General features: G+C 57.8%; 11 protein-coding genes. 7 read left to right on the top strand and 4 right to left on the bottom strand.

What is annotated here, in order from left to right:
• Window positions 1–42: 42 nt before the first annotated feature.
• From JHD62_RS02175 to JHD62_RS02185, 3 genes are all read right to left on the bottom strand, one after another.
• Window positions 43–966 carry an alpha/beta fold hydrolase gene (locus JHD62_RS02175; protein ID WP_199101586.1) on the bottom strand — a complete coding sequence of 308 codons (924 nt, stop codon included), beginning with the start codon at window positions 964–966 and terminating at the stop codon, window positions 43–45.
• A gap of 142 nt (window positions 967–1,108) precedes the next feature.
• Entirely contained in the window at window positions 1,109–3,733 is a 2,625-nt protein-coding gene (gene pepN / locus JHD62_RS02180; protein WP_199101587.1) for an aminopeptidase N, read from the bottom strand.
• Between the two features lie 121 nt (window positions 3,734–3,854).
• A complete protein-coding gene (locus JHD62_RS02185; RefSeq protein ID WP_199101588.1) occupies window positions 3,855–5,636 on the bottom strand; it encodes a M61 family metallopeptidase in 1,782 nt (593 codons plus the stop codon).
• Window positions 5,637–6,091: 455 nt separating this feature from the next.
• Here JHD62_RS02185 and ccoN point away from each other — a divergent pair, with 455 nt between their 5' ends.
• From ccoN to JHD62_RS02220, 7 genes are all read left to right on the top strand, one after another.
• Window positions 6,092–7,519: a cytochrome-c oxidase, cbb3-type subunit I gene (ccoN, locus tag JHD62_RS02190; protein WP_045845633.1), complete on the top strand. Its 1,428-nt coding sequence runs from the start codon at window positions 6,092–6,094 to the stop codon at window positions 7,517–7,519.
• A gap of 20 nt (window positions 7,520–7,539) precedes the next feature.
• Window positions 7,540–8,154, top strand: a complete 615-nt coding sequence (ccoO, locus tag JHD62_RS02195) for a cytochrome-c oxidase, cbb3-type subunit II (RefSeq protein WP_199101589.1) — start codon at window positions 7,540–7,542, stop codon at window positions 8,152–8,154.
• 3 nt (window positions 8,155–8,157) lie between these two features.
• On the top strand, window positions 8,158–8,352 hold the full coding sequence (locus tag JHD62_RS02200; protein WP_199101590.1) for a CcoQ/FixQ family Cbb3-type cytochrome c oxidase assembly chaperone: 195 nt from the start codon (window positions 8,158–8,160) through the stop codon (window positions 8,350–8,352).
• On the top strand, window positions 8,349–9,275 hold the full coding sequence (ccoP, locus tag JHD62_RS02205; RefSeq protein ID WP_199101591.1) for a cytochrome-c oxidase, cbb3-type subunit III: 927 nt from the start codon (window positions 8,349–8,351) through the stop codon (window positions 9,273–9,275). Before JHD62_RS02200 ends, ccoP begins: the two co-directional genes overlap by 4 nt.
• A 147-nt stretch (window positions 9,276–9,422) precedes the next feature.
• Window positions 9,423–10,868, top strand: a complete 1,446-nt coding sequence (ccoG, locus tag JHD62_RS02210; RefSeq protein WP_199101592.1) for a cytochrome c oxidase accessory protein CcoG — start codon at window positions 9,423–9,425, stop codon at window positions 10,866–10,868.
• A 3-nt stretch (window positions 10,869–10,871) separates the two neighbouring features.
• On the top strand, window positions 10,872–11,399 hold the full coding sequence (locus JHD62_RS02215) for a FixH family protein (RefSeq protein WP_199101593.1): 528 nt from the start codon (window positions 10,872–10,874) through the stop codon (window positions 11,397–11,399).
• Window positions 11,399–11,800 (top strand): YbaY family lipoprotein, encoded by a 402-nt coding sequence (locus tag JHD62_RS02220; protein WP_045845627.1) that lies wholly within the window; start codon window positions 11,399–11,401, stop codon window positions 11,798–11,800. Before JHD62_RS02215 ends, JHD62_RS02220 begins: the two co-directional genes overlap by 1 nt.
• A gap of 63 nt (window positions 11,801–11,863) precedes the next feature.
• Here the strand turns inward: JHD62_RS02220 and JHD62_RS02225 are convergent, their stop codons facing one another.
• On the bottom strand, window positions 11,864–13,255 hold the full coding sequence (locus tag JHD62_RS02225) for a tryptophanase (RefSeq protein ID WP_199101594.1): 1,392 nt from the start codon (window positions 13,253–13,255) through the stop codon (window positions 11,864–11,866).
• Between the last annotated feature and the right edge of the window lie 68 nt (window positions 13,256–13,323).

Genomic DNA, 13,323 nt, shown 5'->3' on the forward strand with positions numbered 1-13,323 from the left:
CGCTGTTCTACCACAGCGTCTTGACAAGTGGAATGATCTTCATCAGGTGTGGTCGATTACCTGATCATGGCGGCCGGCCAGCCATTCCAGCACTAGCGGAAAGTGATCGGCCGGTGCGTCCGGATGGGTGAGCAAAGACACATGATCGTAGTCATGCCAATGCCCGGTGGAGCGCGCCAGCAGCCTGAAGCGCGACAAATGCGGACCAGACTCGGCACGGAAGCGGCGAACATCATCGGCATGGCCGCGGCAAGGGTCGTTGTGCGCAGCAAAGTACAGGGCTGGCGGCAAGGAGACATGACGTGCAGCCGCGCCATAATCAAAACCATCGTCACTATCGACCCAGGGGCGCTGCTGCGCCCAGCGCTTGCTTTGCCGATGGCTCTTTTCGGTTTCGTCATCGGCTCCCAGCCCCAGACGGGCAGCTGGCAGATAGCCCACCGCGCGGATGATCCAGCGCGCCAGCACATTCCACACCAGATCCACCTCCAGCCATTTGCGCCAGTTTCGCACGGCAATACTGCGCTTGCTGCCAAAGTACACCAGCGATGCAACCTGGGAGCACAAACGTGGATGGCGCAACAGACAGCTGCTCATGTGCACACCACCCCAGGAGTGCGCCATCCAGTGCACGGCGACGTCGCCCTTGATACTGCGGATGGCGGCCTGCAAGGCTGGCAGGTCGCGGCAGATGATTTCTGTTTGGCCATGCCGGCTGGCCGCATTGATTTTGGGCGTGCTGCGGCCACGGCCACGCAGATCGGCAACGAACACGTCATAGCCTGCCGACGCCAGAAACGGGGCCAGCCCCCTGCCCTTGTCGCTGTAAAAAATGCGGCCATTGGCCATGACGCCATGAACCAGCAACACCGGCTCTCCCTTGCCTGCCCGGGAAATGCGCCGCATGTATAACTGTTCACCATCGTCCAGCGTCAGGTAGTGATCTTGCTGTGTGATTTCCGTCATCGCCATCCTGGCCAGATTAAAGTCAAACAGTCGTATGATCCGAACAAGCACCTCACAGGTCAATATCCCTGTACGCTGAAAATGAAAAAGGGCCGCCAGCGGCGACCCTTTTCTGTTTGTCCAGCAGCTGCCATCAGCCGGTTCAGGCATTCAGGTTCTTGTAGACAATTTCATAGACATCCTTGGACAAGGGGCTGGCCAACATGCGCTCCAGCTCGTCCTTCATCAGCGCCTGACGCACCGGCTCCAGCTTTTTCCAGCGATTGAAAGCACGCACGATGCGGCTGGCCACTTGCGGATTGATGGCATCCAGCGCCAGTACCTGATCCGCCAGGAAGCGATAGCCACTACCGTCTTCTGCATGGAAGTGCGCCATATTGTTACCGAAGGTGGCAATCAGGGCGCGCGCCTTGTTGGGGTTTTTCAGGCTGAATGCCGGGTGCTCCATGGCGGCACGCACATGACTGAGCGTCCCTTCCAGCTGGCTGGACGCCACCAGCATGAAGAACTTGTCCATGACCAGTGCATCGCGCTGCCAGCGCGCGGCAAAGGCGGTATAGCACTCGTCCCTCTCTTCGCCGTCATGGTCGCGCAAGGCCAGCATGGCCCCCATCTGGTCGGACATATTGTCCGCCTCCAGTACCTGCTTGCGTGCCGCTTCGGCCGGCCAGGCCACGTTCAGCCGGGTCAGCATCTGCAAGGCGCGGTTTTTAAGGTCACGCTTGCCGGCATCTTCGGGCTTGTACTCACGGGTCTGGTTCAACTGGTAGGCCTCGTGCCATTCGCCACGCAATGCTTCTGCCAACTGGTCCAGCACAAAGTCACGCACCTGATGGATGACGGCCGGGTCGGCGACATCCACCATTTCCAGGATTTCCGCTTCCGACGGCAGGCCGAGCATCAGGGCGCGCAAGGCCGGGTCAGCCGCGTGGTCCTTCAGCACGGCGCGGAAGGCAGCAACAAAGGTTTCCGGCAGCACCAGCGCCCGCCCGGCAGCCTGGGCTGCAATCAACTGGCGGAACAGCCGCTCGGCCAGGGTCTGGCCTGCTTCCCAACGGCAGAAGCTGTCGCTGTCATTGGCCATCAGGAAGGCTAGCTGATCATCACGCCAGTCGTATTCCAGCTTCACCGGGGCGGAAAAGCCGCGCAGCAGGGACGGCACCGGCTCTTCCGGCACATTGATGAAAACAAAGGTTTGCTCGTCCTGTTTGACATCCAGCACGCGCGTTCCCGGACGTGCCTCATCCTCGCCTTCCAGCTGGAGCGGCAGATCCTGGCCATTCGCTCCTACCAGGCCCAGGGCCAGCGGGATGTGCAGGGCTTGCGGTGCAGGCTGGCCAGCCACAACGCGGCAGGACTGCTTGACGGTGAGGGCATAGCGCTGCGCGGCGGCATCGTATGCACTGCTGACTTGCAGCAGCGGCGTACCGGCCTGGCTGTACCACAAGGCAAACTGTTCCAGATCCACCCCGTTTGCGTCGGCCATGGCGGCACGGAAATCATCGCAAGTCACTGCCTGGCCATCGTGGCGCTTGAAGTACAGATCCATGCCCTTGCGGAAGCCTTCCTCACCCAGCAGGGTGTGATACATGCGGACGACTTCGGCCCCTTTTTCATACACCGTCATGGTGTAGAAATTGTTCATCTCGATATAGGAGTCAGGACGAATCGGGTGCGCGGTCGGGCCGGCATCTTCCGGGAATTGCAAGGCACGCAGGCTTTTGACATCGTCAATGCGCTTGACGGCACGGCTGCCCAGATCGGAACTGAACTCCTGATCGCGGAATACGGTGAGCCCTTCCTTGAGCGAGAGCTGGAACCAGTCGCGGCAGGTTACGCGGTTGCCGGTCCAGTTATGGAAATACTCGTGCGCGATGATGGCTTCAACGCGCTGGAATTCGGCATCGGTGCGGGTGTCCTTGCGTGCCAGCACGGCCGAGGTATTGAAAATATTGAGGCCCTTGTTTTCCATGGCCCCCATATTGAAGTCGCTGACGGCGACGATCATGTAGATGTCCAGGTCGTATTCCAGCCCGAAACGCTGTTCATCCCACTTCATCGCACGTTTGACGGCACCCATGCCGAAGGCAACCTTGTCCTGATCCGCCGGTTCTGTCCAGATTTCCAGCGTCACTTCCCGGCCACGCACGGTGGTGAACTTGTCACGCGCAGCCACCAGCTTGCCCGCGACCAGGGCAAACAGGTAGGAAGGCTTGCGGTAGGGGTCCACCCACTTCACCCAGTGACGCTTTTTGTCCAGCATGCCCTCGCCCACCTTGTTGCCATTGGACAGCAGCACCGGATATTTCTGCTTGTCGGCCACAATGGTGGTGGTGAACTTGGCCATCACGTCCGGACGGTCCATGTAGAAGGTGATCTTGCGGAAACCTTCCGGTTCGCACTGGGTGAACAGATTGCCATTGGACGCATACAGGCCCATCAGGCTGGTATTGGAGGCAGGGTCGAGTTCGGTTTCCAGCTCCAGGATGAAGCTGTCGGGTACGCCGGGAATCAGCAAGCCTTCTGCGTTCAACTGGTAGGCATCGGCAGACAGGCGCTCACCATCGAGCGTGACCGATCGCAAGGTGGCCGTTCCGTCCAGCCACAGATCGGCTGGCGCAGCAGATTGCTGGTTACGCTTGATCACCAGTCGCGAATGGACTCGCGTTTGCGCTTCCTCTATATCGAACTTCAAATCCACCCGGTCCACCAGATAGGCCGGGACGGCATAGTCTTTCAGATAGTTCACTTGAGGCTGCTGCGCCATGTTCTTCTCTCTAATTTTCAGGTCGTTGCCGGTTGGTGCCGGTCTGAGTCATGAACCGGGCAGGATCGCCACCCGGATTCGCTTTACTGTTTGAACCATCATGTCCGTCGCGCCATGGCACTCAGCCCTGTGGCCACGGACCAGTCCTTTCCTGCAGTTGCAAACGGCAGGTCGTTTGCGGCTGGGCTTGCAGACATACTTCACGCACCAGAAGTTCATCGCGCCGGAACACATGCAGGGTGATGCTCTCCCCCACACGATAACGGCTCAGCATCTTGTCCAGGTCGCTTGCCTTCAGCCCATCCACCGCCAGCAGGATATCCCCGCCGGCAAGTCCAGCCTCTTGCGCTGCGCCGCCATCGTAAACATGGGTCAGGCGCAGACCTGCCGGGTCCGCTTGCGTCTTCACACCCAGGCTGGCTTTGGGTTTGCGCTGCGGTGCCGGCAGACCGATGCCACCGGCATCGCCGGCATGATCCGCGTAGTCCCAGTTCATGTCTACCCCCTGGGACAATAACAACTGCGGCAAGGGCAGATCAGTGGTGGAGCGCAGCGCCTGATCGAAAAAGTCCTGCAAGGAGAAACCAGCCACCTGCTGTGCGATTTCTTCCCACTCCTGCTCGGCCAGCCCCTTGCCGTCTGCCAGCCATTTTGTCCACAAGGCACGCATGATGTCGTCCAGCGTCTTCACCCCCTGGCTGCGCTCACGCAGGGTCAGGTCCAGTGCCAGGGCAGCCAGCGCGCCCTTGGTGTAATAGCTGACAATGCTGTTCGGACTGTTTTCGTCTTGCCGGTAGTATTTGATCCAGGCATCAAAGCTGGATTCCTCCAGCGTTTGCTTCAACCGGCCTGCTCCGCGCTGTACACCGCTGATCGTCTGGGCCAGCAGGCCAAGATAGCGCTTGCTGTCGATCAGCCCGCAACGCAACAGGGTCAAATCATCATAGTAGGAAGTGATGCCCTCGAACGCCCACAGCAAACGGGTATAGCCTTCACTGCGCAAGTCATAGGGGCTGAAGGCAGCCGGCTTGATACGCTTTACATTCCAGCTGTGGAAATACTCATGACTGATCAGACCCAACAGTTTCAGATAACCGTCGGAGATTTCGGTCTGGTCGATAGCAGGCAAGTCATCCCGGTTGGCCACCAGCGCCGTGGATGCCCGGTGTTCCAGCCCGCCGTAGATGTCCTTGCCAACATAGAGCATGAACACATAACGCTCGAACGGTGCCGGCGTGCCGAACAGGCGGATCTGGTATTCGCAGATTTTCTTGGTATCACGTGCCAGGCGCTTCAAGTCACCACGGAATCGTCCTGACACCACAAACTGATGCGGCACGCCGCAAGCCTTGAAACTGACCGTATGGAAATCGCCCAGCTCCACCGGATGGTCCAGCAATTCGTCGTAATTTGCGGCACGGTACAGCCCGAAGCCGCTTTTCTTCACCTTTACCGCGGGCAAGGCAGTCGCCACCTTCCAGTCCGCATGGGCCTTGCCCTTGGCAGGCCGGATTTCCACCTCGCATGCCTCATGCTCACGGCCGGCAACGGACAGGAACACACTGCTGGCATTGAAGAAACCGCGCGAGTCGTCCAGATAAGCACCACGCACCGACAGGTCATAGGCATACACCTGGTAGACCAGTGTCAGGCTGCTGCTTACCGGGTCCGCCTGCCAGCTGTGTTTGTCCAGCTTGCGCAGCCCCACACTTTTACCAGCGCTACTGGCTTGAATACTGACAATATGGCGGGAAAACTCACGGATCAGATAACTACCCGGAATCCATGCAGGCAAGGAAAACACCTGTCCGCCGCTGGCCGGCGTGTCAAGCTGCAGCGTAATTTCGAAGCAATGGGTTTCCGGCGAGCACGGACGAATGGAGTAACGGACGGCTGTGGTCATGATCTGCCCAGGAAAGGATAGAAAACGGCAGATTCTAGCACCCGCGTCGCAACAGGGGGGCTGCCGATCACGATTTGACTTAAGTCAAGGGCTTGGACAGGCATGACAATATAATCCCCAGTAAGCGGCATCAGGTTAATAGCTTGCTGCCAGCTCGCTTGAAATCAAGAAAATGGTGGACGTAAAAATCCCGCAGGCATACTAATCAACTGGCCCGTCATGGGTATTTGCTTTAGAATCCCTGCTGAATAAATGGGGAAAAAGTGTGTGTCTGACCACGCTTTGCCAGGTTTCTGGCAGAACATTGTCAACACGGGTCAAACACTTTGCTAGTCTGAAATTGCTCAGCTTCCTCAGCGGCTTTTCCTGCCCATTTCAGTTTGGGGCAGCGGGCAGGAAATCAAGTCGCCACGGTTTGTCACGTTCTAAGTTAGCAACCTTGGAGAAAACCCTAAATGGAAACGCAATCCACTTATAACTATAAGGTGGTGCGCCAGTTTGCCATCATGACCGTAGTATGGGGCATTGTAGGCATGCTGGTGGGCGTCATCATTGCGGCCCAATTGGTGTGGCCGGAGCTCAATTTTGGGCCCTGGTTCCACTTTGGCCGTTTGCGCCCGCTGCACACCAACGCCGTAATTTTCGCCTTTGGCGGTTGCGGCCTGTTTGCAACTTCCTACTACGTCGTGCAGCGAACCTGTAACGTACGCCTGATCTCGGACAAACTGGCAGCCTTCACCTTCTGGATGTGGCAGCTGATCATTGTCCTCGCTGCCATCACCCTGCCGCTGGGCATCACCTTCGGCAAGGAATACGCCGAACTGGAATGGCCGATCAAGCTGATGATCGCCGTGACCTGGGTGGTATATGCCATCGTATTCTTCGGCACCATCGCCATCCGCAAGGTTAAACACATCTATGTAGCCAACTGGTTCTACGGTGCGTTCATCCTGGCAGTTGCCCTGCTGCACATCGTCAACAGCGCCTTTGTACCGGTTTCCCTGACCAAGTCCTACTCCGTGTACGCCGGTGCCGTGGATGCCATGGTGCAATGGTGGTATGGCCACAATGCCGTGGGCTTCTTCCTGACAGCCGCCTTCCTGGGCATGATGTACTACTTCGTGCCGAAACAAGCTGGTCGTCCGGTTTACTCCTATCGCCTGTCGGTGGTTCACTTCTGGGCCCTGATCTTCACCTATATGTGGGCTGGTCCTCACCACCTGCACTACACTGCCCTGCCTGACTGGACCCAATCGCTGGGTATGGTGTTCTCGCTGGTGCTGCTGGCTCCGAGCTGGGGTGGCATGATCAACGGCATCATGACCCTGTCCGGCGCATGGCACAAACTGCGTACCGACCCGGTTCTGAAGTTCCTGGTGGTTTCCCTGTCCTTCTACGGTATGTCCACCTTCGAAGGCCCGATGATGTCCATCAAGTCCGTGAACGCCCTGTCGCACTACACTGACTGGACCATCGGTCACGTGCACTCCGGTGCTCTGGGCTGGGTTGGCTTCATCACCATCGGTTCCATGTACTACCTGCTGCCGCGCCTGTTCGGCCGTGAATCCATGCACAGCACCAAGCTGATCGAAGCTCACTTCTGGCTGGCTACTGTTGGTGTGGTTCTGTACATCGCCGCACTGTGGATCTCCGGTGTGACCCAGGGCCTGATGTGGCGTGCCCTGAATGCCGACGGCACCCTGACTTATGCCTTTGTGGAAGCCGTGAAAGCAACCTACCCCTACCACTTCGTGCGTTTCCTGGGTGGTACGCTGTACCTGACCGGTATGCTGCTGATGGCTTACAACACCTTCCGCACCGTTGCCAGTGGCAAGGCTGTTGACGCCAAGATTCCGGCTGTCAACGCATCGGCTCACGCTTAAGCGGATAAAGGTAGAAGAACATGGAAAAGATCCAGAAACTGATTGAAGAACACGTGGGTTACCTCATCGTGTTCACCCTGATCGTGATCAGCTTTGCCGGCCTGGTGGAAATCCTGCCGCTGGCATTCCAGAAGTCCACCACGCAGCCTGTTGCCGGCGTCAAGCCCTATACCGCGCTGCAACTGGCTGGTCGCGACATTTACATCCGTGAAGGCTGCTACAACTGCCACTCCCAGATGATTCGTCCGTTCCGCGCCGAAACCGAGCGTTATGGTCACTACTCCGTTGCGGGTGAGTCGGTTTACGACCATCCCTTCCAGTGGGGTTCCAAGCGTACCGGTCCGGACCTGGCCCGTGTAGGCGGTCGTTATTCCGACGAATGGCACCGTGTCCACCTGACCAATCCGCGTGACGTGGTTCCGGAATCCAACATGCCTGCATTCCCGTGGCTGGCGAAAAACCTGGCCGATGCCGAAATCATGCCGAAGAAAATGGAAGCCCTGCGCGCTGTAGGTGTTCCCTATACCGACAAGGATATCGCCGAAGCCAAGGCTCAGGTGGAAGGCAAGTCGGAAATGGATGCCCTGATTGCATATCTGCAGGGCTTGGGTCTCGCACTGAAGAATGTTCGCTAAGTCATGGACTGGGTAACGATTGGGCGTTCTGCCTTCACCGTGATGTGCTTCACCTTCTTCATTCTGGTGTTGTTCATCGCCTATAGCAGACGCTCAAAGAACCGGTACGATGAAGCGGCCAATGTGCCCTTTCTCGACGACGACAAGGTGCAGGAGGTCGACAACCATGAGTCGGCTTCTAACGGAGCAAAACAATGAGTGATTTCGTAAGCGATTTCTGGGGCATCTGGATCACGGCCATCGTGGTTGCAGGTTTTGTTGGCCTGTCCCTGCTGTTGTTCACCCAATCCAAGACCACGGTCAAGAAGGGTGAGCAGGTTGAAACCATGGGTCACGTATGGGATGGCGACCTCGAAGAATACAACCACCCGCTGCCGCGCTGGTGGATGCTGATGTTCTACATCACGCTGATCTTCGGTGCCTGCTATCTGGTGCTCTACCCTGGCCTTGGCAAGTGGCAAGGTATCCGTGGCTGGACTTCCGTAGGTCAGTACAAGGAAGAACGTGCCCAGGCGGAAGCCAAATACCAGCCGCTGTATGACAGCTACCTGAAGCAGGACCTGAAAACGATTGCCGCAGACCCCAAGGCACAGGAAATGGGCAAACGCCTGTTCCAGACCTACTGCGTGCAATGCCATGGTTCTGATGCACGTGGTGCCAAGGGTTTCCCGAACCTGGTCAATCATGACTGGCAATGGGGTGGTGATCCGAAAACCATCGAGACGACCATTCTGAATGGTCGTCACGGTCAAATGCCGGCATGGGGTACGGTGCTGGGTGAAGAGAAGGTCAAGGACGTAGCCAACTACGTGTTGTCGCTGTCGGTTCAGAAGAAGAAATTCGATGCCGAACGCGCTGCACGTGGCAAGGAAACCTTTACCACCATCTGCGCAGCCTGCCACGGTCCGGACGGCAAGGGTAACCAGCAACTGGGCGCACCGAACCTGACGCACCCGAGCGGAAGCTGGCTGTATGGTGGTACTGAAAAGACCATCATCGAGACCGTCACCAATGGTCGCAACAACCAGATGCCGGCCTGGAAGGACTTCCTGGGCGATGCCAAGGTTCATCTGCTGGCAGCCTACGTGTGGGGCCTGTCCAATAACGCCAAGGCGCAGTAAGCCTTAGCCAACATACTGCCCGCGCAAGCGGGCAGTATGCTTTAGATCAAACAATATACCGATTCATATAATATAATTACTTGCAAGATGCTTGTGCAAAGTCCATCACCCAGGTGTACTTTGCGAAATCCTCTTCAGGAACACACCATGTCTGATTCGTTAAAAGATATCCCGGTCAAAGTAGAACACACCCCCCCCTCTCCCAAAGCCGGTTCCGAAACCGTGTCCTTGTACGAGGCACAAAAGAAGATCTACCCGCGTAGCGTCAAGGGCATCTTCAATAACTGGCGTATTCTGTTTGTCCTGGGCACTCAGCTGGTTTTCCTGGGTCTGCCATGGCTGACCTGGAATGGCCGGCAAGCGGTGTTTTTCGACATGGTTAACCGCAAGTTCTATATTTTTGGACTGACCATCTGGCCGCAGGACTTTGTCTATCTGGCGGCACTGCTGATGAGCTGCGCGTTCGGCCTGTTTGTCTGGACCACCATTGCCGGGCGTCTGTGGTGTGGTTATTCCTGTCCGCAAACGGTCTATACCGAAGTCATGCTGTGGATCGAACAGCTGGTGGAAGGCGACCGCAACAAGCGCATCAAGCTGGACAAGGAGCCGATGAGCTTGCGCAAGGCGCGGCTGAAACTGACCAAGCACGGCCTGATGATTGTGTTCTGTCTGTGGACCGGTTTCTCGCTGGTCGGCTATTTCACCCCGATCCGCGATCTGGTCAAGGCGATGCCGACTTTCGACTACGGCCCGTGGGAAAGCTTCTGGATTTTCTTCTACGCCGGTTTTACCTACCTGCTGGCTGGCTTCATGCGCGAACAGGTATGCAAATACATGTGCCCGTATGCCCGCTTCCAGAGCGTGATGTTTGATGCCGACACCCTGATCATTTCTTACGATGAAGCACGCGGAGAACCGCGCGGCGCACGCAAGAAAGGCGTGGATTTCAAGGAACAGGGCCTGGGTTCCTGCGTCAACTGTGGCATCTGTGTACAGGTTTGCCCGGTAGGCATTGATATCCGTAACGGCCTGCAATACGAATGCATCGGCTGTGCAGCCTGTATCGACGCCTGTGACGAGGTAATGGACAAGGTGGGCTATCCGCGTGGCCTGATCCGCTACACCACGGAAAACGCGCTGGAAGGCAAGTATCCGGAAAGCGAAATCATCAAGCATCTGCGCCGCCCGCGGGTGATCATGTATACCGTGGTACTGCTGATTGTACTGGGTGCCGCACTGGGTTCGCTGGCGATGCGCAAGCCGTTCAAGGTGGACATCCTGCGTGATCGCGCCTCGCTGGTGAAGGAAACCGACGCTGGCATGCTGGAAAATGCCTATACCATCAAGATCATCAACACCACAGAACGCGATCAGGAGTTTAAAATCTCGGTGGACGGCATGCCTGATCTGAAACTGGAAACCGACAGCAAGCAGATCAAGGTCAAGGCAACCGAAACCGAAAGCTTTGGCGTGCGCGTTCAAGCCGACCCGCAAGTAGCCACCAAGGGCAGTCACGAGATCCACTTCAAGGTGGAAACCGTCAGCACCCCGGTACTGCATGTGGAAGAAAAATCCAGCTTCATCGGAGAGTAAGTCATGCAACTGGACACCCCCGTATCCCGCCCCTGGTATAAAGAACCCTGGGTGTGGTTTCTGATCAGCTTTCCGCTCGCCGCAGTCATCGTGGGCAGCTGCTACATCACCACCGCGCTGAAGACCGATGATGGCCTGGTGACGGACGACTATTACAACAAGGGCAAGGCCATCAATATGGAATTGCGCCGCAACACTGCGGCAGCTGCCCTGGGCATTACCGCCCAGGTCATGCTCAGCAGCGATGGTCATACCGTCACGGTCAACACCACCAGCAAGCAGCCTTTGCCCGACACGCTGAGCCTGAAGCTGGTGCATCCGGCCCAGGACGACTATGACGTGACGGCCGACCTGCGCAAGCTGGCGGCCAATCAGTACAGCGGCAACTTCAGCAAGGAACTGGTGAAGGCCAACCACTGGTATGTGCAGCTGGAAGACAAAGGCAACCAGTGGCGCGTGCAGGGTGAATGGAAGCCGGAACAAGGTCCGGTGATCATGCTGGGTCAACCCAAGCTGGAGGCTGTGGACTGATGCACCTGCACCTGCGTAGCACTGCCCTTCTTGCACTGGCACTCGGCCTGACAGGCTGTGCCAGCCAGGCGTATCAGCCGCAGTACCTGAACGGCAAGGTGGCGCTGGCCACTGCAGCCAACCTGCCACTGGCCACCACGCTGGTTCGGGTTCGCCTGCTGGATGATGGCAAACAGGCAGATGCGCCGGCGCGCCTGCTGGCCGAACAGACTCTGGAAAAACCCAAAGCCTTCCCGGTGAGCTACTCGCTTTGCTACGACAAGCAGGCCATTCAGGCCAGCGGCAGCTACAGCGTGCAGGCCCAGGTGTATGTCGATGGTGAACTGCGCCTGCAGAACACCAGCCGCATCAATGCCTTCGGCACGGAAGCGGCCGTGATTCCGGTCGAGTTGATCAAGTAAGACAGCCCGCCGTAACACAAAAAAATGGCTGCCCGATGGCAGCCATTTTCATTGCAACAAACCTCAGGCCAAGGGCTTGAGACGGGCGGTGAAGTGACGCAGGATGGGTGGCTCGTATTCAAAGCCAAGGCCGGTGATACTGGCAGCCCGAGCTTTCACTTCGATCAGGCAATCGGCAATGTAGTCCATGTGGTCGTTGGTATAGACCCGGCGCGGAATGGTCAGCCGCAGCAATTCCAGCGGCGACGGTTCCTGTTCGCCGGTTTGCGGGTTGCGCCCCAGCAGCAGGGAGCCGATTTCCACACCGCGCACCCCGCCTTCCAGATAGAGCGCGCAAGCCAGCGCATGCGCAGGGAACTGCTCGGCAGGAATATGCGGCAACAGGCGCTTGGCATCGACAAACACGGCATGTCCGCCCGTCGGATACTGGATGGGAACGCCACCGGCACGCAAACGCTCGCCCAGATACTCCACCTGGCTGATACGGTAGGTCAGATAAGCCGGATCCAGCCCTTCTTTCAAGCCGATGGCCAAGGCCTCCATATCACGTCCAGCCAGGCCGCCATAGGTGACAAAGCCTTCCATCGGTACGCAACGTACCTGTACCGCACGGAAAAGATCGACATCCTCCTTGAAGCAGCACAGGCCACCAATATTCACCAGGCCGTCCTTCTTGGCCGACATGGTCAGCATGTCGCCATGACTGAACATTTCCAGCACGATTTCTTCAATGCTGTGCTTGGCGTAATCCGGGTCGCGCTGCTGGATGAACCAGGCATTTTCAGCAAAGCGGGCAGCATCGATGATCACCGGAATGCCATGCTGACGTGCCAGCTGGCTGGCAGCACGGATATTGGGCAGGGACACCGGCTGTCCGCCTGCGCTGTTGCAGGTGATGGTAATGATGAGACCAGCCACGTTCTGGGCACCGGCACTGGCAATGACATCAGCCAGCCGCTCCAGATCGAAATCACCCTTCCAGTCATAGGCCGCCTCGGTATCCAGCGCCTTGGGCGTCAGCACATTGATGGCACGTGCACCGGCGATCTCGACGTGTGCCTTGGTGGTGTCAAAGTGATAGTTGGAGATGAACACCGGCTGATCGCCACGGCAGCGTTTCACCAGCTCCGGGAACAGGATTTGCTCCGCACCACGTCCCTGATGGGTGGGGATGGTGTGTTCGTAGGCAAACAGCTGCTTGACCGTATCCGCCAGATGAAAGTAGTTGCGGCTGCCGGCATAGGCTTCGTCACCCATCATCAGGCCGGCCCACTGGCGGTCGGACATGGCACCGGTGCCACTGTCGGTCAGCAGGTCGATGTAGACATCTTCACCGCGTAGCAAAAAGGGGTTCCAGCCCGCGTCTGCCAGCGCCTGCTGGCGGTATTCCGGGGTGGTTTGCTTGATGGGTTCCACCATTTTGATGCGGAACGGTTCAGGAATGCGTCGTGCCATGCGTAATACTCCCTTGCTCTGGCCAGCGGGCAGGCGTGCAGCAGCCGTAGCAGGCGCAAGAACGCCCG

The organism is Aquitalea sp. ASV11, assembly GCF_016429185.1.
Lineage (GTDB): Bacteria > Pseudomonadota > Gammaproteobacteria > Burkholderiales > Chromobacteriaceae > Aquitalea > Aquitalea pelogenes.